Source organism: Streptomyces spirodelae, assembly GCF_017676385.1.
GTDB classification, from domain to species: domain Bacteria; phylum Actinomycetota; class Actinomycetes; order Streptomycetales; family Streptomycetaceae; genus Streptomyces; species Streptomyces spirodelae.
Window position 1 is genome coordinate 36,642 of record NZ_JAFFZN010000009.1, and the last position, 25,777, is coordinate 62,418.

28 protein-coding genes and 1 pseudogene are annotated in these 25,777 nt (G+C 73.3%); 10 read left to right on the plus strand and 19 right to left on the minus strand.

What is annotated here, in order from left to right; all coding sequences use genetic code 11:
• The first annotated feature begins 257 nt into the window (after positions 1 to 257).
• From egtA to JW592_RS11990, 5 genes are read left to right on the plus strand one after another with little or no spacing between them, the layout of a single operon-like run.
• Positions 258 to 1,802 carry an ergothioneine biosynthesis glutamate--cysteine ligase EgtA gene (egtA, locus tag JW592_RS11970; protein ID WP_209264982.1) on the plus strand — a complete coding sequence of 515 codons (1,545 nt, stop codon included), beginning with the start codon at positions 258 to 260 and terminating at the stop codon, positions 1,800 to 1,802.
• Positions 1,796 to 3,130 (plus strand): ergothioneine biosynthesis protein EgtB, encoded by a 1,335-nt coding sequence (egtB, locus tag JW592_RS11975; protein ID WP_209264983.1) that lies wholly within the window; start codon positions 1,796 to 1,798, stop codon positions 3,128 to 3,130. The genes egtA and egtB overlap by 7 nt, the downstream gene beginning before the upstream one ends.
• 34 nt (positions 3,131 to 3,164) lie before the next feature.
• A complete protein-coding gene (gene egtC, locus JW592_RS11980; RefSeq protein WP_209264984.1) occupies positions 3,165 to 3,920 on the plus strand; it encodes an ergothioneine biosynthesis protein EgtC in 756 nt (251 codons plus the stop codon).
• The gene (gene egtD / locus JW592_RS11985; protein ID WP_209264985.1) at positions 3,917 to 4,900 is read left to right on the plus strand and encodes an L-histidine N(alpha)-methyltransferase; all 984 of its coding nucleotides are present in this window, start codon (positions 3,917 to 3,919) and stop codon (positions 4,898 to 4,900) included. Before egtC ends, egtD begins: the two co-directional genes overlap by 4 nt.
• Positions 4,901 to 4,925: 25 nt before the next feature.
• Positions 4,926 to 5,225, plus strand: a complete 300-nt coding sequence (locus JW592_RS11990) for a hypothetical protein (RefSeq protein WP_209264986.1) — start codon at positions 4,926 to 4,928, stop codon at positions 5,223 to 5,225.
• Positions 5,226 to 5,312: 87 nt separating this feature from the next.
• Here JW592_RS11990 and JW592_RS11995 read toward each other — a convergent pair whose 3' ends face one another.
• The 5 genes and pseudogenes from JW592_RS11995 to rpmG form a co-directional block, all read right to left on the minus strand.
• A complete protein-coding gene (locus JW592_RS11995; RefSeq protein ID WP_209264987.1) occupies positions 5,313 to 5,705 on the minus strand; it encodes a DUF2267 domain-containing protein in 393 nt (130 codons plus the stop codon).
• 329 nt (positions 5,706 to 6,034) lie between these two features.
• The gene (gene rpsR, locus JW592_RS12000; protein WP_209264988.1) at positions 6,035 to 6,271 is read right to left on the minus strand and encodes a 30S ribosomal protein S18; all 237 of its coding nucleotides are present in this window, start codon (positions 6,269 to 6,271) and stop codon (positions 6,035 to 6,037) included.
• Between the two features lie 58 nt (positions 6,272 to 6,329).
• Positions 6,330 to 6,659 (minus strand): annotated as a pseudogene (locus JW592_RS12005) (CobW C-terminal domain-containing protein); the annotation flags it as partial.
• 68 nt (positions 6,660 to 6,727) lie between these two features.
• Positions 6,728 to 7,012, minus strand: a complete 285-nt coding sequence (locus JW592_RS12010) for a type B 50S ribosomal protein L31 (RefSeq protein ID WP_209264989.1) — start codon at positions 7,010 to 7,012, stop codon at positions 6,728 to 6,730.
• Between the two features lie 60 nt (positions 7,013 to 7,072).
• On the minus strand, positions 7,073 to 7,237 hold the full coding sequence (gene rpmG / locus JW592_RS12015; RefSeq protein ID WP_209264990.1) for a 50S ribosomal protein L33: 165 nt from the start codon (positions 7,235 to 7,237) through the stop codon (positions 7,073 to 7,075).
• A 65-nt stretch (positions 7,238 to 7,302) separates the two neighbouring features.
• Here rpmG and rpmB point away from each other — a divergent pair, with 65 nt between their 5' ends.
• Positions 7,303 to 7,539, plus strand: coding sequence for a 50S ribosomal protein L28 (gene rpmB / locus JW592_RS12020; protein ID WP_209264991.1), 237 nt, complete (start codon positions 7,303 to 7,305; stop codon positions 7,537 to 7,539).
• The gene (gene rpsN / locus JW592_RS12025; protein ID WP_209264992.1) at positions 7,539 to 7,844 is read left to right on the plus strand and encodes a 30S ribosomal protein S14; all 306 of its coding nucleotides are present in this window, start codon (positions 7,539 to 7,541) and stop codon (positions 7,842 to 7,844) included. Before rpmB ends, rpsN begins: the two co-directional genes overlap by 1 nt.
• A 191-nt stretch (positions 7,845 to 8,035) precedes the next feature.
• Here rpsN and JW592_RS12030 read toward each other — a convergent pair whose 3' ends face one another.
• Positions 8,036 to 8,251, minus strand: a complete 216-nt coding sequence (locus JW592_RS12030) for a hypothetical protein (RefSeq protein WP_209264993.1) — start codon at positions 8,249 to 8,251, stop codon at positions 8,036 to 8,038.
• Positions 8,252 to 8,510: 259 nt separating this feature from the next.
• Here JW592_RS12030 and JW592_RS12035 point away from each other — a divergent pair, with 259 nt between their 5' ends.
• Positions 8,511 to 8,747: a chaplin gene (locus JW592_RS12035; RefSeq protein ID WP_209264994.1), complete on the plus strand. Its 237-nt coding sequence runs from the start codon at positions 8,511 to 8,513 to the stop codon at positions 8,745 to 8,747.
• 217 nt (positions 8,748 to 8,964) lie between these two features.
• On the opposite strand, the gene JW592_RS12040 is transcribed toward JW592_RS12035, so the two are convergent.
• The 11 genes from JW592_RS12040 to JW592_RS12090 form a co-directional block, all read right to left on the minus strand.
• On the minus strand, positions 8,965 to 10,647 hold the full coding sequence (locus JW592_RS12040; RefSeq protein WP_209264995.1) for an enoyl-CoA hydratase-related protein: 1,683 nt from the start codon (positions 10,645 to 10,647) through the stop codon (positions 8,965 to 8,967).
• A 68-nt stretch (positions 10,648 to 10,715) separates the two neighbouring features.
• On the minus strand, positions 10,716 to 11,705 hold the full coding sequence (gene hypE / locus JW592_RS12045) for a hydrogenase expression/formation protein HypE (RefSeq protein WP_209265151.1): 990 nt from the start codon (positions 11,703 to 11,705) through the stop codon (positions 10,716 to 10,718).
• A gap of 97 nt (positions 11,706 to 11,802) precedes the next feature.
• Complete coding sequence (gene hypD, locus JW592_RS12050) at positions 11,803 to 12,930, minus strand: hydrogenase formation protein HypD (RefSeq protein ID WP_209264996.1); 1,128 nt, start codon at positions 12,928 to 12,930, stop codon at positions 11,803 to 11,805.
• Positions 12,927 to 13,232 (minus strand): HypC/HybG/HupF family hydrogenase formation chaperone, encoded by a 306-nt coding sequence (locus JW592_RS12055; RefSeq protein ID WP_209264997.1) that lies wholly within the window; start codon positions 13,230 to 13,232, stop codon positions 12,927 to 12,929. The genes hypD and JW592_RS12055 overlap by 4 nt, the downstream gene beginning before the upstream one ends.
• Before the next feature lie 23 nt (positions 13,233 to 13,255).
• On the minus strand, positions 13,256 to 15,667 hold the full coding sequence (gene hypF / locus JW592_RS12060) for a carbamoyltransferase HypF (RefSeq protein WP_209264998.1): 2,412 nt from the start codon (positions 15,665 to 15,667) through the stop codon (positions 13,256 to 13,258).
• Complete coding sequence (gene hypB, locus JW592_RS12065) at positions 15,654 to 16,460, minus strand: hydrogenase nickel incorporation protein HypB (protein WP_209264999.1); 807 nt, start codon at positions 16,458 to 16,460, stop codon at positions 15,654 to 15,656. Before hypB ends, hypF begins: the two co-directional genes overlap by 14 nt.
• Positions 16,461 to 16,464: 4 nt before the next feature.
• Positions 16,465 to 16,845, minus strand: coding sequence for a hydrogenase maturation nickel metallochaperone HypA (gene hypA / locus JW592_RS12070; protein ID WP_209265000.1), 381 nt, complete (start codon positions 16,843 to 16,845; stop codon positions 16,465 to 16,467).
• A gap of 46 nt (positions 16,846 to 16,891) precedes the next feature.
• A complete protein-coding gene (locus JW592_RS12075; RefSeq protein WP_209265001.1) occupies positions 16,892 to 17,482 on the minus strand; it encodes a hydrogenase maturation protease in 591 nt (196 codons plus the stop codon).
• 98 nt (positions 17,483 to 17,580) lie between these two features.
• Positions 17,581 to 18,099, minus strand: a complete 519-nt coding sequence (locus JW592_RS12080) for an IclR family transcriptional regulator (protein WP_209265002.1) — start codon at positions 18,097 to 18,099, stop codon at positions 17,581 to 17,583.
• Between the two features lie 189 nt (positions 18,100 to 18,288).
• Complete coding sequence (locus tag JW592_RS12085) at positions 18,289 to 19,227, minus strand: helix-turn-helix transcriptional regulator (protein WP_229375802.1); 939 nt, start codon at positions 19,225 to 19,227, stop codon at positions 18,289 to 18,291.
• A 28-nt stretch (positions 19,228 to 19,255) separates the two neighbouring features.
• A complete protein-coding gene (locus tag JW592_RS12090) occupies positions 19,256 to 20,941 on the minus strand; it encodes an AMP-binding protein (RefSeq protein WP_209265003.1) in 1,686 nt (561 codons plus the stop codon).
• 394 nt (positions 20,942 to 21,335) lie between these two features.
• Between JW592_RS12090 and JW592_RS12095 the strand changes: the two genes are divergently transcribed.
• Positions 21,336 to 22,385: a PP2C family protein-serine/threonine phosphatase gene (locus tag JW592_RS12095; RefSeq protein WP_307805383.1), complete on the plus strand. Its 1,050-nt coding sequence runs from the start codon at positions 21,336 to 21,338 to the stop codon at positions 22,383 to 22,385.
• A gap of 151 nt (positions 22,386 to 22,536) precedes the next feature.
• Entirely contained in the window at positions 22,537 to 23,052 is a 516-nt protein-coding gene (locus JW592_RS12100) for a lytic polysaccharide monooxygenase auxiliary activity family 9 protein (protein ID WP_209265005.1), read from the plus strand.
• 96 nt (positions 23,053 to 23,148) lie between these two features.
• On the opposite strand, the gene JW592_RS12105 is transcribed toward JW592_RS12100, so the two are convergent.
• Together JW592_RS12105 and JW592_RS12110 are read right to left on the minus strand one after the other, a co-directional pair.
• On the minus strand, positions 23,149 to 24,303 hold the full coding sequence (locus JW592_RS12105; RefSeq protein WP_209265006.1) for an amidohydrolase family protein: 1,155 nt from the start codon (positions 24,301 to 24,303) through the stop codon (positions 23,149 to 23,151).
• Positions 24,304 to 25,716, minus strand: a complete 1,413-nt coding sequence (locus tag JW592_RS12110; RefSeq protein ID WP_209265007.1) for a type I glutamate--ammonia ligase — start codon at positions 25,714 to 25,716, stop codon at positions 24,304 to 24,306.
• Positions 25,717 to 25,777 lie beyond the last annotated feature (61 nt).

Here is a 25,777-nt window from a genome sequence, read left to right on the forward strand (position 1 = left end):
CGGCCGCGTCGTCGAGAGACCGGCCAAAGGGCTCCGGCACCCCGGGCCCGCACGCGCCGGACAGCAGCCCGCTCTCCCGGAAAGCAGACCCGAAGGGGCAAGAGGTGGCCGGAGTGCGGCATTCCGGCGCGGCTGATTCTGTGCGATGAAACAAGCGCGGAGGTGTCTCCCCGGGCGGGAATGGGGACCGGCTTGGGTGGAGGCGGGGCAGCCCGCTTCCTGCCCGGGAACACCGGCGCGGCGAAAGGTGGCGGACGATGACCGGCGGAAGAGGCGAACACGCGAGCGAACCGCTGAGCGAGGCGGCCGCGCTGGCATATGTACACGGCATCTGTTTCAAGACAGGGCCGCCGCGCCGCGTCGGCGTCGAACTCGAATGGCTGGTCCGCCCACTGCCACCCGCCGACGCCGGCTCGCACGGGCACCGCGCCCCGCGACAGCACGCCCCCGAAGCCGCGACCGCTGAAGCGGCCACGGCCGGTCCGGCCACCACCGAAGCCGCGACCACCGAAGCCACCACCGAAGCCACGACCGCCCAGCACCCGCTCCACCAGCGCCCACCCCACGGGCCACTGCCCCACCAGCACCGCCCCCGGCCCTCGCCGCCGCCCCAGGCCGTCCCCCGCACCCGGCCCGGGGAGCGCATCGGGGCGAGCGCCCTTCGCGCCGCCGCCGAGGCGCTCCGAGAAGCGCCGCTGACCTCGGCGATCTCCCTCGAACCCGGCGGTCAGCTGGAGTTCAGCTCCCAGCCCGCCGGCTCGCTCGCCGCATGCGTACGAGCGGTCTCAGCGGATCTGGCCGCAGCCCGCACGCAACTGCGCCGGCACGGCATCGCCCTCGTCGGGCACGGGCTCGACACCCGCCCGCCCCTCCGGCTGCTGGAGGACCCGCGTTACCGCGCCATGGAGGCGTACTTCGACCGCACCGGCCCGGCCGGACGCGCCATGATGTGCTCCTCCGCCTCCGTACAGATCTGTCTGGACGCGGGCACGGCCGAACCGGGACCGTTCGGCCTGGGCCGCCGCTGGCTGCTCGCCCATCTGCTCGGCGCCGTGCTCACCGCGGCGTTCGCCAACTCACCGGCCACCGAGGGTCCCTGGTCCGGGTGGCGCTCGGCCCGGCAGGGCGTATGGGCCTCGCTCGACGGCTACCGCAATCTGGCACCGCCCGAGAGCGGCGGCAACCCCCGCCGGACGTGGGCGCGGTACGCGCTGGACGCGCCGTTGCTCTGCGTCCGCACCCCGGACGGCCCCTGGACGGTGCCCGGCGACGGGATGACCTTCCGGCAGTGGATCAGGCGCAGCACACGCGCCGGGCCGGCCCGCCAACGGCTGCGGCCGCCCGGGCTGGACGATCTGGTCTACCACCTGACCACGCTCTTCCCGCCCGTACGCCCGCGGGGCCATCTGGAGCTGCGGATGATCGACGCGCAGCCCGGCCCGGACGGCTGGATCGTCCCCCTCGCGGTGACCACGGCGCTCTTCGACGACGCACAGGCGAGCGAGAGCGCCTACCGCGTCGTCAAACCACTGGCCGACCTGGCGACACTGGGACCGGCCCCCCGCAACGCCCTCTGGGAGCGTGCCGCCAGGGACGGGCTGAGCGATCCCGAGCTGCACGCCGCAGCCCGCGAGTGCTTCGACCTCGCCCGCCGGGCACTGCCCCGGCTGGGCGCGGGGGGCCGGGCGCGGGCCGCCGTTGAGGAGTTCACCGCGCGCTACGTCGTACCCGGCCGCTGCCCCGCCGACGACCTGCTCGACACGCACGAGACCGCACCCGGACAGCAGGGAGAACCATGGTGACCGCTGCCCATGGGCACGCCGAGCTGCGCGCCCATGCCTTCGATGCCCTCACCCGCGCCCGCACTCGCACCCTGGCGCTCTCCGACTGTGTGGAGGACGCCGAACTGATTGCCCAGCACTCCCCGTTGATGTCTCCCCTGGTGTGGGACATGGCGCACATCGGCAACCAGGAGGAACAGTGGCTGCTGCGCGCCGTGGGCGGCCAGGCGCCGCTGCGCCCCGAGATCGACTCGCTCTACGACGCCTTCGAACACCCGCGCGCCGAGCGCCCCTCGCTGCCGCTGCTGCCGCCCGACGAGGCGCGCACCTACCTCGCCACGGTACGCGGCCACGCCTTCCGGCTCCTGGAGGGCGCACAGCTGCGGGGGCGCCCCCTGGTGGCGGACGGCTTCGCGTTCGGCATGATCGCCCAGCACGAGCAGCAGCACGCCGAGACCATGCTGATCACCCACCAGCTCAGGCGCGGCCCGGCGGCGCTGAGCGCACCCCAGCCGCCCCCGCCTCCCGCCGGGACCGAACTGCTCCCTGGCGAGGTGCTCGTCCCCTCGGGCCCCTTCACCATGGGCACCGATGACGAGCCGTGGGCGCTGGACAACGAACGGCCCGCACACCGCCGCGAGCTGCCGGCGTTCTGCATCGACACCCTCCCGGTCAGCAACGGCGCCTACCTCCGCTTCATCGAGGACGGCGGCTACGACGACCCCCGCTGGTGGACCCCCGCGGGCTGGGACCATGTGCGGCGCACCGGACTGCGTGCCCCGCTGTTCTGGAAACGCAGGCAGGACGGCTGGTGGCGCCGCCGCTTCGGAGTCCTCGAACCCGTGCCGGAAGCGGAGCCGGTGATGCATGTGAGCTGGTACGAGGCCGACGCGTACGCCCGGTGGGCGGGACGGCGGCTGCCCACCGAGGCCGAGTGGGAGAAGGCGGCCAGGTTCGAGCCGGACAGCGGCCGCAGCCGCCGCTTCCCCTGGGGAGAGGCCGACCCCTCACCCGACCACGCCAACCTGGGCCAGCGCCACCTGGGCCCCGCGCCCGTGGGCGGCTTCCCGGCCGGCGCCTCGGCGCTGGGCGTGCGGCAGCTCATGGGGGAGGTGTGGGAGTGGACCTCCAGCGACTTCGCGCCCTACCCGGGCTTCACCGCCTTCCCCTACCGGGAGTACTCGGAGGTCTTCTTCGGGCCCTCCTACAAGGTGCTGCGCGGCGGCTGCTTCGGCACCGACCCGGTGGTCGCCCGCGCCACGTTCCGCAACTGGGACCACCCGGTACGCCGGCAGATCTTCGCCGGGTTCCGCACCGCACGCACCCCGGAACTGGAGGAGGCGGCGTGAACGGTGCCCGCCGCCATACGAAGAGGGACCGCTGATGTGCCGCCACCTGGGCCACCTGGGCCCCGCACGCGCGCTGAGTGAGGTGCTCCTGGCGCCGCCGCACTCGCTGTACCGCCAGTCCTGGGCGCCGCGCCACCAGCGGTACGGCACGGTCAACGCCGACGGGTTCGGCGTGGGCTGGTACGCGGACGGCGATCCGGAGCCGGCCCGCTACCGCAGATCGGGACCGATCTGGGCGGACGGCTTCCTGCCCGACCTGTGCCGGGTCGTACGGTCCACCGCGCTGCTGGCCGCTGTCCGGGACGCGACCAGCGGCTGTGCGCCCGGCGAAGCTGCCGCAGCTCCCTACGCCGAGGGCCGGTGGCTCTTCAGCCACAACGGCGCCCTCACCGGCTGGCCCGGCTCCGTGGCCCGGATCGCGGCCACCCTGTCGCCCGAGGAGCTGCTGGGCCTTGAGGCGCGCTGCGACTCCGCGCTGGCCTGGGCGCTGGTCGGGCACCTGTTGCGGGCCGGTGCGGGGCCGGGCCCCGCACTGGCCGAGGCCACCGCGCGACTCGGCGCCGCCGCGCCCGGCTCCCGGCTCAACTTCCTGCTGACCGACGGCAGCACCCTGGCCGCCACCGCGTGCGGCGACACCCTCTGGTACCTGCTCGAGGCCGGTACGTCCCTGACCGTCGCCTCCGAACCGCACGACACGGACCCGGGCTGGCGGCCCGTCCCGGACGCGTACCTGCTCACCGGCGACCCGGGTGGCATCGAACTGACCGCTCTGAAGGAGTCTCACGCGTGACCCCGAACTCCCGGTTCACCCTCACCCGCACCCTGCCCATCGACGCCACAGCAGCCGCCCTGGCCACCGACGTCACCCAAGGTCTGACCCGCTTCCCCAAGACGCTGCCGCCCAAGTGGTTCTACGACGCCCGCGGCAGCGAACTGTTCGAACAGATCACCGAGCTCCCCGTCTACTACCCCACCCGCGCCGAGGCCCGAATACTCCAGGACGCGGCGCCCGAGACCGCCCGGCTCACCGGCGCGCGCACCCTGGTCGAGCTGGGCTCAGGCTCCTCGTCCAAGACCCGGCTGCTGCTGACCGCGCTGGGCACCCCGCTGACCTATGTGCCCGTCGACGTCAGCGAGTCGGCGCTGACCGAGGCCGGGCACGCGCTGACCGCCGAGCACCCCGGTGTGACCGTGCACGCACTGGTCGCGGACTTCCAGCAGCGGCTGCGGCTGCCCGAGTGCCCGGAACCGAAGATCCTCGCCTTCCTCGGCGGCACCCTCGGCAATCTGCTGCCCGCCGAACGCCACCGGTTCCTCGCGGCGCTGCGGGCCCTGCTGGGGCCGGACGACGCGCTGCTGCTCGGCACGGACCTGGTCAAGGACCCCGCCACACTCGTCGCCGCCTACGACGACCCCGAGGGCGTCACCGCCGCCTTCAACAAGAACGTCCTGCACGTACTCAACCGCGAACTGGGTGCCGACTTCGACCCCGACGACTTCACCCACGTCGCCGCCTGGGACAGCGAGAACGAGTGGATCGAGATGCGGCTGCGGGCCCGCCGGGCGGTCGCCGCCAAACTGCCCGGCGTCGACCTGAGCGTCGACTTCCAGCCCGGCGAGGAGCTGCGCACCGAGGTCTCGGCGAAGTTCCGCAGGCAGGGCATCCGCGCCGAGCTCGCCGCCGCCGGGATGCGGCTGCACCGCTGGTGGACCGACCCCGGCCACCGTTTCGCCGTCAGCCTCGCGGTGCCCGCTCCGCTCGCGCCGTGAGGGTGGCGGCGCGCATCCTGGGAGGGTGCGGTACGAACAGACGGCGACCGTTGCCGACGGCGACGCGGACGCGGTCTTCTCCGACGCCGTCGCGGAGCTGCTCCGGCGGGAGCCGACGGCGGAAGTGGACGGTGACAGCCGCGTCGCCGCGTGGCGGGCCTCCGGCCCCGGCGGTGTGTGCGCCGGCCAGCTGTATGTCACCGACGCGCGGCCCCGCGGGGTACGCATCACGGTCACCGTCGAAACCGACTCCGCCGCCGGTGCCCGGGCTCGCGCCGAGCTCGACCGGGCTCTTGCCGCCCGGTGCGGCCCGTCGGCCCGATGAGGGGGTGCCCCTGTCGGAGGTGTGCGGGCTGCGGGTGCTTCGTGGTTGCTCGCGCAGTTCCCCGCGCCCCTGACGGGGCGCGTCCTCCTACCGGCTCAGTTCGACCTTGCCGAACAGCGCGGCGTAGCCGCTCGGCAGCTGGCTGAGGAGCTGGTTGAGCTCTCCGCCGGAGACGGTCTCGGCCAGCGTCGACAGCACGGCGCTGGCATCCCACTCGGCGGTCCGCGGCCGCGCGTTCGTCCGCTCGGCGACGCGTGCGCAGAACTGCTCGACGCCGTACGTCTCCGCCGGCTCCTCGCCGGCCTCGGCCACGAGCGGACCCAGCGGACCGGGCAGCTGGGCGGCCAGCTCCTGCGCCTTGACGGGGGTGATCCGGGATGCGAGGACGCTCAGTACCGCCCGGGTGACCTCTTCGGCTTCCGCCTGGTTCTGGTACTCGCCGCGCTCGCGGACCTGGGCCAGGAACTCGTCGTACCTCATGATCAGCTCCTTCGTGCCGCTGGACCAGTGCTCCTACCTGCCCCGCGGTACCCACTCAGGGTCGGTCTATGGCCCGGTCGAGCGGCCCGCCGCCGGGACACCGGCCAGGAGCAGGTGCCGCCATCCACCCCCACCGAGCGCACTCCTTCCGGCACGGTACGCACACAACCCCGCGCACCAGCCCGGCGATGTCCGGGCGGTCGTTTGCCCACCGCGTCGTGTGGGCGACGACGCGGTGGATCTCGGCGGCGCGCGCGGGCGGGAGGTTCGGGCTCGGGGGTGGGGTCGTGGGTGGCACCGTGGCAGCGTAAGGCGCGACGGAGGGCGGGTCAGCGGGTGCTGTAGGGGAGGAGGGCCATTTCGCGGGCGTTCTTGATGGCGGTGGCGAGTTGGCGCTGCTGCTGCGCGGTGACGCGGGTGACACGGCGGCTGCGGATCTTGCCGCGGTCGGAGATGAACTTCCGCAGCAGGTCGGTGTCCTTGTAGTCGATGTAGGTGATGCCTGCCGCGTCCAGCGGGTTGGGGCGGGGGCGCTGCTGCTTGCGGTCGGAGTTGCGGCGGGGCATGGGGGCTCCTCGGGTCTGTGGGGACAGGGGTCGGGACAGGGGACGTCGGACGTCGGGGTCAGGAGACGGGGGAGAGGAGGGCGTCGAAGGCGGCGGGGAAGCGTTTCCACGCCTCGCGCCCGGCGGCGTACTCCGCGTCGGTCAGCAGGCAGGTCTCCAGCAGCCGGGTGAGCCCTTCGCGGTCCAGGCCCGGCGAGGTGAACACCAGGTGCTGGCAGCGGTCGCCGTGCTCGGGGTGCCAGTCGAGGGAGGCGGCGGCCCGGCGCATGGGCGGCACCATCTCCCAGGCGGCGTCGGGGAGGGAGGCGAGCCAGGGGCCCGCGGTCTCCACGCTCAGCGCGCCTCCTGCGGCGTCCCAGCCCAGCAGCGTGTCGGGCCGGTCGACGACGCGTCGGCGGGCGTCGGCGTGCATGCCCCCGACGAGTACGACGGGCAGTTGTGCTCGCTCGTCGCCGGTCATCGCTCCGCTCCGTTCCCCGTCTCCCGGCCGTGCCCGGTGGAGCGGCCGTAGCGGCGCTCGAACCGCTCCACGCGGCCCGCGCTGTCCACGACGCGCGCTGTGCCGGTGTAGAAGGGGTGGCTGCGCGAGGAGATCTCCACGTCGACGACGGGGTAGGTGTTGCCGTCCTCCCACTCGATGGTCCGTTCGCTGGTGAGCGTGGAGCGGGTCAGGAAGGCGAAGTCGGCGCTCTTGTCGCGGAAGACGACGGGGCCGTATGCGGGGTGGATACCGGGTTTCACGGGGTTGCTCCCTCGGTTCGGCTGGGTACGGGCGGCTGTTCAGGTCGTGGACGGCCGCCGTCAGCGCTGTTCACGGAAGTCGACATGGCGGCGGACGCGCGGGTCGTACTTGCGCAGGGTCAGCCGGTCCGGGTCGTTCCGCCGGTTCTTGCGGGTCACGTAGGTGTAGCCGGTGCCCGCTGTGGAGCGGAGCTTGACGAGGGGGCGGAGTTCGTTGCGAGCCATGACGGCCACTATATTGTTAATGGAAATCATTTCCAACTGAGCCAAACGAGAGGTAGGCAACACCCGTGTCAGCCCACTGCCAGCTCACCGGGGCGCAACCGCGCTTCGGCAAGACCGTCTCCCACTCCCACCGACGCAGCAGCCGCCGCTTCGACCCCAATGTGCAGCGCAAGCGCTACTGGCTGCCGAGCGAGGGCCGCTACGTGCGGCTGCGGCTGAGCGCAAAGGGCATCAAGACCGTGGACGCCATCGGCGTCGAGCGGGCCGTGGCCCGGATCCGGGCGCGGGGAGGCCGGGTCTGATGGCCAAGAAGAGCAAGATCGCGAAGAACGAGAAGCGCCGGGCGACGGTGGCGCGCTACGCGGCCCGCCGCGCCGAGCTCAAGGAGATCCTGCGCGCGCCGGCCTCCACGGACGCCGAACGGCGCGCCGCGCTGGCGGAGTTGCGGCGACAGCCCCGCGACGCCAGTGCCACCCGGGTACGCAACCGGGACAGTGTGGACGGCCGCCCCCGCGGCCATCTGCGCGCTTTCGGGCTCTCCCGGGTCCGCTTCCGGGCGCAGGCGCACGCCGGGTATCTGCCGGGGGTCACCAAGTCCTCCTGGTGACACGTCCGTCGGGCCGGGTTTCCTGCCCCCGTCCCCCCTGGACACCCCGGCCCCTCCCGTGGGCCCCGTCTCCCCTGGGCGTCCCCGTCCCCCTGTGGACGCACAACGGCGTGGAGAGGCTCATCCTTGGAGGTTCGGAGTGAGCCTCTCCACGCCCGTCGTGGACGCGGCCGGTCGGACCGGCCGCCCGGTCAGCGACTGATCATGGGCCCGAAGGCGAAGAACGCCGAGTCGCTGATGATGTTGTCGTCGTCCGAAATCTTGACGACGGACTTCTTCTTGTGGACCTCCTTGTGGCAGCAGTGGTGTCCGTGGCCACCTGCCGCCGCCGAGGCCGTGCCGGCGGCGGCGAGCCCGAGGGACGCCAGGCCGACGGCGAGAGAGCGCGTGAGGGCGCGTGTGCGCATGAAAACCTCCGTTGAAGGTCCGAAAGAACGAGACAGTCCCATCCTCGCCGCCCATCCGGGCATCCCAGTTCAATATATGAAGGACACGGCATAACAGACCCGAATGGCGCAGGTGTCCGGCCGGCCCACGCCGACCCCCGCGGCCCGGCGTTCCTCCGATCGGGTGGGCGGCCCACCATTTGGCGTGGCGACGGAATCCGGTCTTCGGCGGTGGGTGCACTCTTGTGCGCGTCTGGCACAGAAAACAAGGGAGGACACCATGCGCATCCGTACTGCGGCTGCTGCCTCTGGTCTTGCCGTCACCGCCGTCCTCGGCGGGGCCACGGCAGCGGTCGCCGACTCCGGGGCCCAGGGCGGCGCGGCGGGATCACCGGGGGTCATCTCCGGTAACGTCGTTCAGATCCCGGTGCACGTTCCGATCCAGGTGTGCGGCAACACCATCGACATCGTCGGGATTCTCAACCCCGCGTTCGGCAACACCTGCGTCGCCGACTGACGCATTCCCCGCCGTCCGCCGGGCGGCCGCCCCGCCCGCGGCGCGGATTCCCCGTTGCCACACCGAACGCCCCGCCAGTGGCGGGGCGTTCGCGTATGTGTACGAGGGCTCGGCGGCCGCGACGAGCAGCGCGCGCTGCTGCTCCTCGTCGAGCGCTTCGGCACTGCGGCGCCAGCGGGTCGGGCCGCCCCGGGTAGGTGCGCAGCCCTGCCCGCTCCTACCCCCGCAGGACCGGTGCCTCGGTGGGCGGGGGCTCCTTGCGCAGGAACGCCGCGCGCAGCGCGTGGTGCGGGGCCGCCGGGTCGAACAGGACGCGGTGCATCGCGGCCAGCTCCCGGTCCCGGTAGGCGGCCAGCGGTTCGGTGGCCTCGTCGCGGGCGCGGTTGGTCTTCTTGACGGCGAGCCGCTGGTGGGTGGCCGGATCGTCGGCCAGGGCCGTCGCCAGCTCCGCGACGCGCTGGGCGAAGCCCGTCGGCGAGGTCGGCAGCACCCGGTCCACCAGCCCGATCCGCCGCGCGGTGGCGGCGCTCATCGGCTCGGCGTCCCGCATCAGCGCCTCGGTGATCTCCGGCCCGACCCGGCGCGGCAGCGTGTACGTCCAGAACTCCGAACCCGGCAGGCCCATGAGCCGGTAGTGCGGGTTGAGTACCGCGCCCGCCCTGCACCACACCTCGTCGGCGGCCGCGGCCAGCATCGCGCCGCCCGCCGCCGCGTTGCCGCCCAGCGCCGCGACCACCAGCCGGTCGGTGGTGGTCAGCACCGCCTCGACCACGTCGTCGATGGCCTGGATGTTGGCCCAGCCCTCGGCGGCCGAGTCGCGGGCGGCCTCGATGACGCCCAGGTGGATGCCGTTGGAGAAGAAGTCACGCGCGCCGCCAAGCACCACCACCCGGGTCGGTCGGGTGCACGCGTACCGGTAGGCGGCCAGCAGCCGCCGGCACTGGACGGTGCTCATCGCCCCGCCGGGGAAGGAGAAGCGGACGAAGCCGACGCCGTCCCGCTCCTGGTAGCGGATCTCGGCATGGGTCAGACGTTCGGGCGCCAGCTCCAGCGGCGCCGGCCGCTCCGGGACGTCGGGCAGGCGGCTGCCCAGCGCCAGCGCCGCCGGCAGCTTGAACGTGCGCCTGCCGCCGACGGCCCGGCGCGGCCGCAGCTGCGAGATCCACACCGCGCCGTCGACCGTGGCCCGGCAGATCGCACCCGCGCGGGTGGCGAGGATCTTCCCGGGGGTGCCGTGCAACTGGTCCTCTGCGTGCCCACCGTGCAGGAACCACTCCTCGCCCAGCAGTTCGTCCAGTACCCCGGGCTGTGAGTCGGCGGCGCGCAGGGTGCGCAGTACGTCGAGGGTCCGGAAGGTCTGCCAGTCGATACGCCGCTCGGCCTGACGCATCCGCGGTCTGACCGACGGCTGGATGTCGTCCTGCGAGCGCGGACGGTAGCCGCCGGCGGCGAACCGGGCCACGGCGTTGCGCACCGCCTCCAGCGCCGCGTCGGCCACCTCGCCCCGGTACAGCTCGCTCTTGCTCGCCCCCTCCGGCAGCGTGCACTCGGCCGAGGCCCAGACGGCCCCCGCGTCCAGCTCGGCCTCCGCCTGGAGCACCGTCACACCCCAGTGGGTGCGCCCCTCGTGCACGGCCCGGTCGAGCGAGGAGGGGCCGCGGTCGCCCGGGGGGCCGGGGTGCACGATCAGGCAGGTGATGCGCGACCACACGTCCTCGGGCACGGGGGTCCGCAACATCGGCGCGACCACCAGCTCGGGGCCGTGCCGCTCCACCGCGCGGCGCACCCCGTCGCCGTCGGCGACCACCTCGGCCGCGACGGTGTGGCGGGCGTCCCGCAGCTCGGCCTGGACGCGCTGGGTCAGACTGTTGAAGGCGCTCGCGATGAGCAGGATCCGCACCACGACCTCCTGGTGATGGCTCGTTGGTGTGCCGGCCGAGAGGGATGGCTCAGCCGGGAAGGGACGGCTCAGCAGATGCGGGGCAGTTGTTCGCCCAGTGGCAGATCGACCACGCGGGTGCCGCCGAGCCCGGTCCGGGCGACGACCATCCCCGGATGCTCCGTGACGCACTCGCCGACCACGGTGGCCTCGGCCCCCAGCGGGTGCGCCCGCATCGCGGCGAGCACGGCGTCCGCCTCGGCGCGCGGCACGAAGGCCAGCAGCTTGCCCTCGTTGGCGACGTACAGCGGGTCCAGGCCCAGCATCGAGCAGGCGCTCGCGACCTGTTCGGGCACCGGTACGGCACGCTCCTGGAGGACGACGCCGACCGAGGCGGCCGCCGCGATCTCGTTGAGCGCCGCCGCGACGCCGCCGCGCGTGGGGTCGCGGAGCACGTGCAGCTCGCGGGTGACGGCCAGCATGTCGGCGACCAGGCCGCCGAGGGCCGCGCAGTCGCTCTCGATGCCGACCTCGAACTCCAGCCCCTCGCGCCGGCTCAGCACCGCCACCCCGTGCACCCCGATGGCACCGCTGACGATGATCACATCGCCGGGTGCGGCGCGCTGCGGGCGGATGTCGACGCCGTGTGGGATCACCCCGATCCCGGCGGTGTTGAGGTAGATCCCGTCGCCGCGCCCCGCCTCCACGACCTTGGTGTCCCCGGTGGCGATCTCCACCCCGGCGGTCCTGGCCGCCGTGCCCAGCGCCTCGGAGACGCGCGCCACCAGCTCCAGCTCCACGCCCTCCTCCAGGATGAAGCCGCAGGAGAGATAGGCGGGCCTCGCCCCGCTCATCGCCAGGTCGTTGACGGTGCCGTTGACGGCCAGGTCGCCGATGCTGCCGCCGGGGAAGAACAGCGGGCGCACCACGTAGGAGTCGGTGGAGAACGCCAGCCGTACGCCGTCGACCTCCAGCGCCGCCGAGTCGGCCAGCGGCGCCAGCGCGGGCCCGCCGAAAGCGGGCGCGAAGACGTGCTCGACCAGCTCGGCCGAGAGTGCGCCGCCCCCGCCGTGGCCCATCACGACGCGATCCCCGCCGCGCAGCGGCGCCGGACACGTCCAGCCGGAGAAGTCTGCGGCCGTCTCAGCCGTCTCAGCCGCCTCAGCCGTCTCGGTGCTAGTCACGGGTGCTCGCCTCCAGTGGTGCGGTCGTCTTCCCGCCGAGCCGGCGGTAGAGGTAGTAGGCGGCGCAGGCACCCTCGCTGGAGACCATCGTGGCGCCGAGCGGGGTGCGCGGCGTACAGGTGGTGCCGAACGCCTCGCACTCGTGCGGCTTCAGCAGCCCTTGCAGCACCTCACCGCTGCGGCAGGCCGCGGGTTCCTTGGTGGTGACACCCTCGACGCTGAAGCGGTGCTCCGCGTCGTACTCCCGGTAGCGCGGGGCCAGCCGCCAGCCGCTGTCCGGGATGACGCCGATGCCGCGCCAGCCGCGGTCGCACGTGGTGAACACCTCGTCCAGCATCGCCCTGGCCGCCGGGTTGCCCTGGGCCACCACGGCGCGCGGATAGGCGTTCTCCACCGTGTGCCGGCCCGCCTCCAGCTGGCGCACCGCGCGGCGTACACCCTCCAGGATGTCCAGCGGTTCGAACCCGGTGACGACGATGGGCACCTCGAAGCGCTCCGCCAGCGCCGGGTACTCCTCGGTCCCCATGACGCTGCACACGTGCCCGGCCGCCAGGAAGGCACGCACCCGGCTGTCGGGGGCGCGCATGATGGCCTCGATGGCGGGCGGTACCCGCACGTGCGAGACCAGCAGACTGAAGTTGCGCAGTCCCAGCTTCGCCGCCTGGTGCACGGCCATCGCGTTGGGCGGTGCCGTGGTCTCGAAGCCGATACCGAAGAAGACCACCTCCCGGTCCGGGTTCTGCCGGGCGAGGGCGAGCGCGTCCAGCGGTGAGTAGACGACCCGGACGTCACCGCCCTGAGAGCGGACCTGGAACAGGTCGCGGCCGGTTCCCGGGACCCGCAGCATGTCGCCGAAGGAGCAGAAGATCACCTCGGGTCTCGACGCGATCTCCAGTGCCTTGTCGATCAGTTCGAGCGGGGTGACGCACACCGGGCACCCGGGACCGTGGATCAGTTCCAGCTCCTCGGGCAGCAACTGGTCGATGCCGTGCCGGATGATGGAGTGCGTCTGGCCGCCGCACACTTCCATCAGCGCCCAGGGCCTGGTGACGGTGGCGTGGATGTCCTCCAGCAGCCGTTCGGCCAGCATGGGGTCCTGGAACTCCTCGATGTACTTCACAGCCGCACCTCCCGCTGGGCGTCTTCGGGCTGTCCCATGTCCGCCGCCGCCTGCCAGGGATCGCCGAACTCCTCCTCCAGCAGCCCGAGGTTCTCGAACAGTTCGAGCGTCTGCCGTGCCGACTCCTCGTCCAGCCGCTGCAGCGCGAAGCCGACGTGGACGATCGTGTACTCGCCGACCCGCAGGTCGGGCACGTACTCCAGGCACACCTCCTTGACCACTCCGCCGAAGTCGACGGACGCCATCCGGGTGCCGTCACGCTCCTCGGTCCGCAGGACCTTGCCGGGTACCGCCAGACACATGGCCTCTCCTCGATCGCTGGTGGTCAGTGCGCCGCGGCACCCGTCAGCGCCGCAGAACTCGTCCTGCCCGGCTGCTCACGCGCCGCGACCACGAGCTGGCCCAGGGCCAGACCGCCGTCCCCGGGCGGGACGAGCCGGTGCCGCAGCACCGTGAAACCGTCCGCGCGCAGCCCGCGCAGGCAGCTGACGGACAGCACCGCGTTGGCGAACACGCCGCCCGTCAGCGCCACGGTCTCCACTCCGTGCCGCTCGCGCGCCGCCGCGCAGGTTCGCCGGACCAGCGCAGCGACGGCCGCGTGGAACCGTGCCGCGATCACTTCCGGCGGGACGCCCGCGCGCAGTTCGTCGGCCACGGCCGCCAGCAGCGGACCGGGATCGGCCAGCAGCGCGCCTTCGGCTCCTCCGGGCAGCAGCGGGAACTCGTAGGCCGCGGGCTGCTCCTCGCCGTGCGCTGCCGCGGCCGCCTCCAGCTCGATGGCGGCCTGGGCCTCGTAGCCCGACCGGTGGCAGATGCCGGTCAGCGAGGAGACGGCGTCGAAGAGCCGCCCCATGCTGGAGGTCGGCACACAGTGCAGGCTCCGCTCCAGCTGGCGCCGCAGCACTTGGAGTTCGGCCGCCGGGCAGGCAGCTACGGGCGGCAGCTCCGCCTCCCAGGGGAGCCCCGCAGCCCACAGCCGGGCCAGCGCTGTCCGGTAGGGGTGACGGACGGCCGCGTCGCCGCCGGGCAGCGGCGCGTACCGCAGGTGCGCGAAGCGGCGGTAGCCGTCGTAGTCGGCGAGCAGGAACTCGCCGCCCCACACCGCGCCGTCGTCGCCGTACCCGGTCCCGTCGAAGGCGACGCCGAGCACCTTGCGGGAGCCGTCCAGGCCGTTCTCGGCCATCGCGGAGGCGATATGGGCGTGGTGGTGCTGGACGCGGTGCAGCGGCCGGCCGTCCGCGTTCCGCTCGGCCCACCGCGCGGAGCGGTAGCCGGGGTGGCGGTCGGCGACCAGCAGCCGGGGTGCGACACCGGTGATGCCCTCCAACTGCTCCTCGGCGCGCTCGAAGGCCCGCAGCGTGGCGAGGTCGTCCATGTCCCCGATGTGCGCCGACAGCCAGGCGTGCCGCCCCTGGCCCAGGCAGAAGGTGTTCTTCAGGTCCCCGCCGACGGCGAGCGCCGGGCGCACCGGCACCGGCAGCGCGATGGGCAGCGGTGCGTACCCGCGCGAGCGGCGCACCGGCAGCTCCTCGCCCGCCAGGACGCGCACCACCGAGTCGTCGCACGGCACTTGGATGGGTCGGTCGTGACCGAGGAAGGCGTCCGCGAGGTGGGCCAGCCGCGCAAGCGCCTCGTCCTCGTCGGTGACGATGGGCTCGCCGCCGAGGTTGCCGCTGGTCAGCACCAGCAGCCGGGGCCCTGGCCGGTCGCCGGGCAGACAGCCCGCGAGCAGGTGGTGCAGTGGGGTGTAGGGCAGCATGACGCCCAGGTCGGGGCTGCCGGGCGCGACGGCGGCGGCGAGCCCGGGCCCGGTGCCGCTCGCCTCGGCGCGTCTGCGCAGCAGCACGATGGGGCGGCGGCCTCCCGTCAGCAGCGCGCGCTCGGCCGGGCCGACGACGGCGAGGTGCTCGATGTCGGCCACCTTCCCGGCCAGCACCGCGAACGGCTTGTGGCCGCGCGCCTTGCGGCGGCGCAGCAGCCGCACCGCCTCCTCGTTCCCGGCGTCGCACGCCAGGTGGTAGCCGCCCAGCCCCTTGACGGCCACCACCGCACCGCCCGCCAGCAGCCGCCGGGCCTCGGCCACCGGGTCGCCGGGGAACTCGCTCCAGCCCGGCCCCGGGGCCGCCGGAAGCAGCAGCCGGGCGCGGGGCCCGCAGTCGTGGCAGGAGACCGGCTGGGCGTGGAAGCGCCGGTCGGCCGGGTCCTCGTACTCGCGGGCGCACCGCTCGCACATCGCGAAGCGGGCCATCGTGGTGTTGGCCCGGTCGTAGGGCAGGCCGGTGACGATGGTGAAGCGCGGCCCGCAGTCGGTGCACGTGAGGAAGGGGTGCCGGTAGCGGCGGTCCGCAGGGTCGGCCAGCTCCCGCAGGCACGCCCGGCAGGTGGCCATGTCCGGGGCGACCAGCGTGCGGCGCTCCCCGCCGGAGCGCGAGGCGACGATACGGAAGCCCGAGGTGCCCACCGGCGGCAGCGGCTGGTGGGTGACCGATTCGACGACGGCCAGCGGCGGTGCCTCGGCGCCGATCCGCTCCCGGAAGGCGGCGACCGCCTCCCAGGCACCCTCCACCTCGGCCACCACGCCCTCACCGGTGTTGGTGACATGGCCGGAGAGTCCCAGCCCCTCGGCGAGCGCGTAGACGTACGGGCGGAACCCGACGCCCTGCACCACGCCCCGGACCAGGACGCGGCTGCGCTCGGCGCTCCCGGCCCCGGCCCCGGCGACGTCAGCCTTGGACATGCGCGTGGGGCTCGGCGTGCGGGTGGGGCTCGGCGTGCGGGTGGGGCCCGGAGTGTGCGTGGGGCTCGGCGTGCGCGTGCGAGTCGCCGGGGGCGTGCTCTCTCGCCTGGCGGGCCATCACCGGGCGGTGCACCGCGGCTCCTTCGCCCACCGACAGCGCCCGCTCCAGGAGCGTGCCGAGGTTCAGCCCGGTGCGTGCCGAGGTTTCGAGGACCTCGACGCCGGGGTTGACCTGCCGCACATTGGCCAGGAACGCCTCACGGTCGAAGCCGGCCGCCTGCGCCAGGTCCTGCTTGGTGACGACCACCAACTGCGCCAGCCCGAAGGCCGTGGGGTACTTCAGCGGCTTGTCCTCGCCCTCGGTCACCGAGGCGAGAACCACGCGCAGCGACTCACCGAGGTCGTAGGAGGCGGGGCAGACCAGGTTGCCCACGTTCTCCACGAACAGCAGCCGCGTGTTCTTGGGCAGCCAGCCGGCCAGGTGCCCGGCGAGCATCTCCGCCTCCAGGTGGCACAGCCCGTCCGTCAGCACCTGCTTGACCGGTACCCCGGAACGGGCCAGCCGCCGCGCATCGTTCTCGGTGGCCAGGTCGGCGGTCAGCGCCGCAGCGGGCAGGCCGCGCTCTCGCGCCAGCCGCAGCTCCGCCTCCAGCAGAGCGGTCTTTCCGCTGCCCGGGCTGGAGAGCAGATTGACGGCGACGGTTCCCCGCGCGGCCAGCTCGGTGCGCAGCCGCTCGGCACGGCTGTCGTTCCGCTCCAGTACGGCCTGGCGCAGATCGGTGAGACGGCACATGGCTTCACAGCTCCTCAAGGGCTAGGGCGTGCCGGGGGTCATGGACCCACCGCACACCGGCGATCTGCAGCTCGCGGCCGGACAGCAGCTCGGTACGGGAGTCACCGCACTGCTCGCAGCACAGCCGCGGGGGCATACCCGTGGCCCACTCACGCGCGCAGGAGGCACAGCGCGCGAGACCCGGCACGTGTTCGGTCACCAGTTCAGCGCCGTCCAGCACGGTCCCCTCGCAGGCGAGCCCGAACGAGAAGCGCAGCGCCTCGGGGACGACGCCGGCGAGCTCACCCACCCGCAGGGTCACCGCCTCGACGCCCACGGCGGCGTGCTCCCGCGCCGCCTCCTCGACCTGGCAGACCACTGCCATCGCGATGGACATCTCGTGCATCGGTCACTTCCCCTGCGCGGTACGGACCAGGCTGCGGCCCGCACCATTACAGGGGCGCCGGTGGCCGCCCCTCCGCCGCCACGCCGCTGTTCCGGTCGGCCGTCCGCCGTTCGGCCGCCCCGCGCCCGGACGGGTCCTCCAGCAGTCGCAGCACCGACTCCACCGCCTCGTCGACGGCGGCCGCCACCGGCGCGCTCAGCCCGATTCCCTCCGTGAGATCCGCCGGTTCGCAGCCGACGACGAAGACCCGCCGGGGCGCACTGCCACCGATGCCCGTACGCAGCGTCTCCAGCAGGGCGAGCACGGCGTCGGGCGTCATACGGTGCCCGTCGACCACCGGTACCTCGTCCGGGGCGGCGCGGTCCTGCTCGGTCACCTCGATCAGCCGCACGGTGCCGGGCGTGCCGCCGCGGTGCACGGCGTCGACCAGGATCAGCGTGTCGCAGCCGTCCAGCGCCTGGTACGCCAGGTGGACGCCCCGCACACCGATGTCGACGGCCTCCACGTGCGGGGGCAGCGGGCGCCGCGCCAGCCGCTGGACGACCTCGACGCCGAAGCCGTCGTCGCCCAGGAAGACATTGCCGATCCCCGCGACGAGAGTGCGCTCGGACGGCTCGGGGGAGGGGGAGGCGGTCATACGGACTCCGGGGACGGGCGGTTCGGTACGGCATCCGGGCGCCGTACCGAACCGCGCGGAAGGGAATCGGAAGCGAACGCGGACAGGAAGCGGCGGCTTCAGGCGTGCTCCAGCACCGGCGACTCGTCGGTGGCTGCGAGCGCGCCCGGCGCGGGGCGCCAGCGGTCGGTGCCGTCCTGCTCGGCCAGCCCGTGCTCGGCCAGGCCCTGCAGGTGCTTGAGCACGGTGCGCTCCTGGTACCCGACGGCGGCGGCCAGCTCCTCGACCGTCGTTCCGCGCGCACCGGCCTCCCGCACCCGCTCCCAGGTCCGCCCCGCGCTCTGTCCGAGCCCGCCGTCCCGCACGGGCGTACGGAACAACTCGCCGACCGCCTGGGGCGTACGGGTGCCTGCGGCTTCGGCGGCGGCTTGCGGTGCGTTTGCCTGCGGCGCCGGTGTCTGCGTGGGCGCGGTCCCGTGCGAGGTCTCCGGTGCGGGCGCCGGGCGCGGCGCGGGCGCGTCCGGGAGGTCGCCCGGCGTCCCGGTCGCCCGGGCGGCCCTCGCCCGGGTGGCGGAGGCGACCGGGCGGGGAGTGCGGTTGACCCGGCGGTGCTTGCGTCCTTTCTGCCGCTTGCTCATCGCGCGCCCGCCTCTCCGTGGTGCAGCTCAGTGGCCAGAGACGGAAGGGGGTGTCGTTGTGCAGTGATCATGTGGGGCTTAACGAACGACCCCGCCCACGGTCGATCGGCCGATCGGGGCTTGGTCGTATCCGGGAGGGCACGCGGCCCGTCAGGGGCGGACCCGACCCGGACCCGGACCCTGAACCGATCAGGGCAGCAGCCCGTGCCGGCGGGCTGCTGCCACCGCATGGTGGCGGCTGTGCACGCCGAGCTTCCGGGTGGCGCTGCGCAGATACGCCTTGACCGTCTCCGGCTCAAGACCCAGGTACTGGCCCACCTCCGCGTTGGTGCAGCCGAGTGCGACGTGGGAGAGGACGTCGAGCTCGCGCGGGGAGAGACGCGGACGCTCCACGGCGGCACCCGGCAGTCCGGCGGAGCCGCCCCCGCCCCCGGTCTCGATCCCGGCATGCAGGAACCGGTCGCAGGCCCGGCGCAGCCGATCCCGCAGGGCCGCGTCCTCGATCTCCTGTGCGATACCGCGCAGTTCGGCGTGCAGGTCCCGCAGCGCGTCCAGCCCCGGCGCCGGGGGCTGCTCGGGCGGGGCCTCGGCCGCGGCCTCCAGCAGCCTCACGCGCCGGTCCACCTCGTCGCGTACGGCGATCTCGCCCGCCAGCCGGCGTGCGGCGTCCACCAGCGCGGCCGTCGTCCGGTCGCCGAGCGGTGCCGCGTCCCGGGCGGCGGCGTAGAGCACACCCCGCACCCCGCCCCGCACGGTGACCGGCGCCGCCACGATCGCGCGGATGCCCTCGCGCTGCACCGGGCTGTCGTAGTCGTGGGTGATGGTCGTGGCCGGCACGTAGTCGCTCACCGCGTACGGGCGCTGGTGCGTCAGGACGTAGCCGCCCAGCCCCCGGCCCGGTCCCACGCGCAGGCCGCGCATCGAGTCGGTGAGTGTGCCGGTGAACTCGGTCAGCCGCAGCGCCCCCTCGGTCACCTCGCCGCCGAAGACCGTGCGCACGCCTGTACGTCGCCGCGCCAGACTGAGCGCGTGGCGGAACGCGTCGGTGTCGTCCGGCCGCAGCGGGGACCGGGGCGGCGGCACCGGGCCGCCAGGTGTGCGGGGGCGGAAACGGTCGGGTGAAGGCAACCTCGACTCCTCCACTGCGCAGCAGCGCTCAGTTCGATCGTCCCGGGCGGTGCGCCGGGTCCAGCAGTTCGATGGACTTCTCGCGCATCTCGACCTTGCGTATCTTGCCCGTCACGGTCATCGGGAACGCGTCCACCACATGGACATGGCGGGGGATCTTGTAGTGCGCGAGCTTGCCGGTGCAGAACTCGCGAACCGCCTCCTCCGTGAGGGGTGCCGCGCCCTCCCGCATCCGTATCCACGCCATGAGTTCCTCACCGTAGCGCTCGTCGGGCACGCCGACGACCTGCGCGTCGAGCACGTCGGGATGGGTGTGGAGGAACTCCTCGATCTCTCTGGGGTAGATGTTCTCCCCGCCGCGGATGACCATGTCCTTGATCCGGCCGGTCACGCTGACGTATCCGTCGGCGTCCATCACCGCCAGGTCCCCGGTGTGCATCCAGCGCGCCGCGTCGATGGCCTCGGCGGTGGCCTCGGGCTGCTGCCAGTAGCCGAGCATCACCGAGTAGCCGCGGGTGCACAGCTCACCGGGCTCGCCGCGGGGCAGGCAGCGGCCGGTGGCCGGGTCGACGACCTTGACCTCCAGATGCGGCCCCACCCGGCCCACGGTCGCCACCCGCCGCTCGATCGAGTCGTCGGCGCGGGTCTGCGTGGAGACGGGTGAGGTCTCGGTCATGCCGTAGCAGATCGACACCTCGGCCATCCCCATCCGCTCGATGACCTGCTTCATCACCTCGACCGGGCAGGGTGACCCGGCCATGATGCCGGTGCGCAGGCTGCTCAGGTCGAAGGAGGTGAAGTCCGGGTCGGCCAGCTCGGCGATGAACATCGTCGGCACCCCGTACAGCGAGGTGCAGCGCTCCTCCTGGACAGCACGCAGCGCCGCCTTCGGTTCGAATGCGGCGGACGGGATCACCATGCAGGCGCCGTGGCTGGTGGCCGCCAGATTGCCCATCACCATGCCGAAGCAGTGGTAGAAGGGCACCGGCAGACAGATGCGGTCGGCCTCCGTGTAGCGGCACAGTTCGCCGACGAAGAAGCCGTTGTTGAGGATGTTGTGGTGGGAGAGGGTGGCGCCCTTGGGGAATCCCGTGGTGCCCGAGGTGTACTGGATGTTGACCGGGTCGTCGGCGGAGAGCGTGGCGGCGACGGCTTCCAGCGTCTCGCGGGCCTGCCCGGGGTCCTGGGAGCGGCCCAGGTCGAGCAGCCGCTGCCAGCTCTCCTCGCCGATCAGCACCACTTCGGCCAGGGCGGGACAGTCGCCCCGGACCTCTTCGGCCATCGCCGCGTAGTCGGAGCCCTTGTGACTGCGCGTGGCCACCAGGGTGCTGATGCCCGCCTGGCCCACCACATAGGCCAGCTCGTGCGCGCGGTAGGCGGGGTTGATGGTGACGAGGATCGCGCCGAGTTTCGCCGTCGCGTACTGCACCATCGTCCACTCGGGACAGTTGGGCGCCCAGATGCCCACCCGGTCGCCCTTGCGGATGCCCAGCGAGTGCAGGCCGAGCGCCAGGGCCTCGACGTCGGCGGCGAACTGCCGGTAGCTCCACCGCCGCCCACTGCCGGCATCGACCAGTGCGTCGCGGTCCGGGTGCGCGGCGACGGTCCGGTCCAGGTTCTCCCCGATGGTGTCCCCCAGCAGCGGCGCCGTGCAGGGGCCTGACGCGTAGCTGCGCTCGGCGCGGGGTGCTCGGCGCGGTGCGGATGCGGGCACGGCGGCCTCCTGGGTGCGTCGGAGTGGCGGCGGCGGAGCGGCGGGTACGTCGGAGTGTCGTGCGTCACAGATACCTGCCGTGCCGACCGGTCCGCTACCCCTTGTCGGGGGTAGCGGGGCTTGCCGGGGTGCGGACGGTCGCCGCGCCGCCGATTCGGGCCGCCGGCCTCGGGCGGCTCGCGGGCCGAACGGGTGAATTCTGGATCCGTGCGCCCGTACTGCGCAGGCCGGCGGGTACCTCTGCCGTCCTCTCCCGTCCTTCCGTCCCGTCAGACCATGCGGAAATGTACGCAAATGGGAGAATCGCCACGACAGGGCACCGGCTCTGGACACGCGTCGGACGGATACGGACGAGGAGAGCTGGGTGGGCGGCCCCGCGGATGGACTGGGCAGAGTGCCGCATTTGGCACCGCCGCTGCTGTTGCTCGGGGGTGCGGCGGCGAACATGTTCTCGCCGAAGCCCTACTACGGGCTGCCGCTGCTGGCCTGCACCTCGATGGTGGCGGGCATGAGCTACTCCTTCCGCTCCAGTGCGCTGTTCGCGCTGGCGGCCGGCGCGGTGACCGCGGGGGCGGCCTGGTACACGGGCCGCGAGGGTGCGGCGCTGGTCTCCGATGTGATCGCGGTGCTGGTGGTCAGCCTCGTGGGGCTGTGGGTCAAATGGCTCGTCGACCAGCAGGGCCGGAATCTGGCCGTCGCCCTGACGGTCGCCGAGGCGGCACAGCGAGCCGTCCTGCCCGCGCCGCCCACCGGCATCGGCCCGCTGACCGTGGCCGACCGCTATGTGGCGGCCCAGGTCGGAGCCGCGATCGGCGGGGACCTGTACGCGCTCCAGGAGACCCCGTTCGGCATCCGCGCGCTGATCGGCGATGTACGCGGCAAGGGGCTGCCCGCCGTCTCAGCCGTCTCGGTCGCGGTCGGCGCCTTCCGGGAGGCGGCCGAACACACCCCCACGCTGCACGACCTGGCCGGCCGGCTGGACCGGGCCCTCGACCGGGAGGGGGAGCGCCGCAGGGGCACGGAGGACGACATCGAAGGGTTCGTCACCGCACTGCTGGTCCAGATTCCGCCCAGTGGTGAGACGGTCACGGTGCTCAACCGGGGCCATCCGCCGCCCTACCTGCTGCACGACGGCATCGTCACCTGCCTGGAGCCGACCCATCCTGAGCTGCCGCTGTCCACCGGGCTGGAGTCCCCGAACGGTGCGCCGGTCGAGGAGACCTTCCCGTTCGCGCCCGACGACTCGCTGGTGCTGGTCACCGACGGGGTCACCGAGGCCCGCAACGCGGAGGGCGAATTCTTCGACGTCCAGCGGGGGCTCGGCAGGATCGGGCCGTGCCGCGCGGACGAGCTGGCCGACGCGCTGGTGAAAGCGGTGACGGAGTGGACGGGGGGGCAGCGGCAGGACGACCTGGCGGTGTTGGTGCTGACCAGGGGCGAGTGACCGGCGTTGGCCGAGGGGCTTTCCGAGGTATTGACGGTGTGCAGACACTGACTAAAGTCTAGACCAATCGGATGACCCCCACCGGGACCGCCCTGCGCGTGCGCCCCCTGGATGTGCCGCGCTCGCCGGTCCTGCCGCCGAAGGAGTTGACATGCACAAAAAGAGGAAGCTCGCCGCGCTGATCGGCGCCGGACTCTCCCCCCTGCTTGTCCTCGGCCTCTCCGTGACCCCGGCCAGTGCCCACGGCTACATCAGCGACCCGGCCAGCCGCCAGGCCCAGTGCGCCGCCGGAGTCGTCGAGTGCGGTTCCATCAAGTACGAGCCGCAGAGCGTCGAAGGCCCCAAGGGGCTCCAGGACTGCGCCGGCGGACACGACGAGTGGGCCGAGCTCCGTGACGACAACCACGGCTGGAACGTGGCCGACGTCGGAAAGTCCGCCACGTTCCAGTGGAAGCTGACGGCCGCTCACCGCACCACCACCTGGGAGTACTACATCGACGGGCAGAAGATCGCCGAGTTCGACCAGGGCGGCCAGCAGCCGCCGTCCCAGCTCTCGCACACCGTCGACTTCGGAGACTTCTCCGGCCGGCAGACCGTGCTGGCGGTGTGGAACGTCGCCGACACCGCCAACGCGTTCTACGCGTGCGTCGATGTGAACATCGGCTGAGCTCCGCTTCCAGGTGTGTCCCTCGCCGCCGTTCTCCCGGCGGTGAGGGCACACCTCGTGGTGAGGGCTGTCTCCGCCGGGAAGGAGCCGGGGAACTCACAGCCCGTACAGCCGCTTGGCCGTGCCGCCCGCGATCATCGCCGTCACTCTCTCCGCGTCCGACGGTGACCACTCGCCCCGTTCCACCCACTGTCCGGTCAGGGAAGTCATCGCCTCCCGGAAGAGGCGGGCGCCGGTCAGATACAGCTCAGGGACCCCGTAGGCGTCGGTGGAGAACAGTAGCTTGCCGAACGGGGTGAGCTCCAGCAGCTCGGCCAGCACATGGCGGGCGCGCGCACCGGTGTGGGTGAGGGTGAGACCGAAGTCGGCGTGGACATGGGGGAAGACGGCCGCCAGATAGCCGGCGCCGCGGTGGTAGGGGTAGCAGTGCAGCAGGATCAGCGGGGCCTCGTAGGGGGCCGTGGCGCGGATGAAGTCGGTCAGCAGCAGCGGGTCGCAGCGGTCCAGCCGCAGGTCGGGGTCGCCGAAGCCGGTGTGCAGCTGCAGCGGCAGCCCCGTCCGTACGGCCGACCACAGCAGGTGCCGCTCCAGTACGGGGTCGGAGAGCCTGCCGCCCCGCACCCGGGAGGCCAGCCAGCGGTCGGCCGCCGCGTAGACGGCGGAGGTGCCGGGAGGGGTGGGTTCCAGATCCAGGCCGCAGCGGTAGGCGACCACGGACTTGAAGCCGCGCGCCGTACAGGCCGACTCGCGTACGGAGTCGGCGAGCTCGGCGAGGAAGGAGTGGGTGTCGCGCGCCGTGTCGGCCGCCCGTTCGGCCAGCCGTTCGAGCCGGACGATCTCGTGTGCTTCCGCCATCGCCGTCTCGGCCAGTTCGCCGGGGGTGAGCAAGGCACCGGGCAGCCCGGTGTCCACCAGGAACGTGGCGATGCCGCTGGCCCGCAGCAACCGCCCGGTCACCTCGGTGGTGCCCAGTTCGGCGCGGCGCTCCAGGTAGGCGGCGGGCGGGCAGTGCGGTTCCAGACCGAGCTCGGGAGCGCACCACCGCCGCACGGCGAATCCCAGCTGGGTGTCGAAGTAGCCGGCCCGTCCGCCGGGGCCCCGGGGTGGGGAACCCGGGCCAGGGTCCGGGTGCTGCGGCACGTGCGCCTCTGTCAGGTACCCCTCGAAGACGTCCGGTTCGGGGCCCGTCCTGAGCACTCCGTGGCAGTGCTGGTCGATCAGCGGCGGAAACGTGCCGCCCTGGCCTGGCATTCAGTACCTCCCACGGGTCGCGGCGGCGATCTCGTGCTCACTCGCCCCCTCGAACAGCTCGATCTCACCGGCCCGCACGGCGCGGACGGCGCCGAAGAGCGGTTCGCCCATCGCCGAGCGCAGCGTGCCGGAGCGCTCGAAGTGCGCCAGCGCCTCCGCCAGCGAACCCGGCAGCCGGCCGGGCCCGCGCTCCTGGCGCGCCGGGTCCCCCAAGACCGGTTCGGGCAGCCGAGCGGCGGCCGGGTCGGTGCCGGCTGCCAGGTCCAGCCCCGCCAGCCCCGCCGCGACGACCCCGCCCACCAGCAGATACGGATTGGCGGCCGCGTCCACACACTTGACCTCGGCATTGGCGTTGCCGGCTGCCGCGCCGGTTCCGGCGACGAAGCGCAGCGCGGCCTCCCGGTTCTCCAGGCCCCAGCACTGGAAGGCGCCCGCCCAGCGGGACGGGCGCAGCCGCAGATAGCTGGCGGGCGACGGGGCGCCGAGCGCCAGCAGCGCGGGCAGTTCCCGCAGTACCCCGGCCAGGAACGCCTCGCACTCCCGCGTCATCCCGAACGGCCCCTCGCCGCCCGCGCACAGATTGCGGCCCTCCCGCCAGAGGCTCAGATGCACATGCCCGCCGTTGCCGACCCCGTCCGGGTCGACCACGGGCGCGAACGACGCGGTCAGGCCGTGGCGCAGCGAGACGGCGCGCACGGTCTCGCGTACGAGTACCGCGAGATCCGCCGCTCCCACCGGATCGGACGGCGCGACCGACACCTCGAACTGGCCCGGGGCGTACTCGGGGTGGATCTGCAGCACCTCGACGCCCTGCGTACGCAGAGCCGTCAGGATGTCGCGCAAATACTCCGAGTTCTCCACCAGCCGCGCCATCCCGTAGGCCGGACCGGTGGTGGCATACGCAGGCGCGGTGCCCGCTTCCGGCAACGGACCGCGTACGGCCACCCACTCGGTCTCGAACCCCATCCGCAGCTCGATCCCGTGCTCGGCCAGCGCCCGCCGGGCCATCCGCCGCGCGAAGCCGCGCTGGCAGCCCGCGTACGGCTCGCCGTCCTGCTCGTAGCGGTCCACCGGCGCCCACGCCCAGCCCGGCTGCGCGGCCAGCACCGTCAGTCGGCCCAGGTCCGGCACCAGCCGCAGGTCTCCGTCCGGGCCGCCGAGGTGCTCACTCGCGGTCATCGAGTCGTCGACGAGGTAGACATCGAAGCAGGGGGACATGCCCACGCCCGCGCCGACGGCCTGGGGCAGCCGGTTTGCCGGCACGGCCTTGACGCGGGTGAGCCCCGCGTTGTCCACCCAGGTGAGCGCCGTACCGTGCACCCCGGCCCCGGCCAGCCGTGCCGCCGCTCCGCGGGCCCGCTCCTCGGCGGGTCCGCTCCGTGGGCCCTGCCGCCCGTGCTGCTGACCCGTCATGTCCGCTTCCGGCCGCGCCGAGGTGCGCGCGGCTGATGCCGGACCGCGCCGTTTGGTTCCC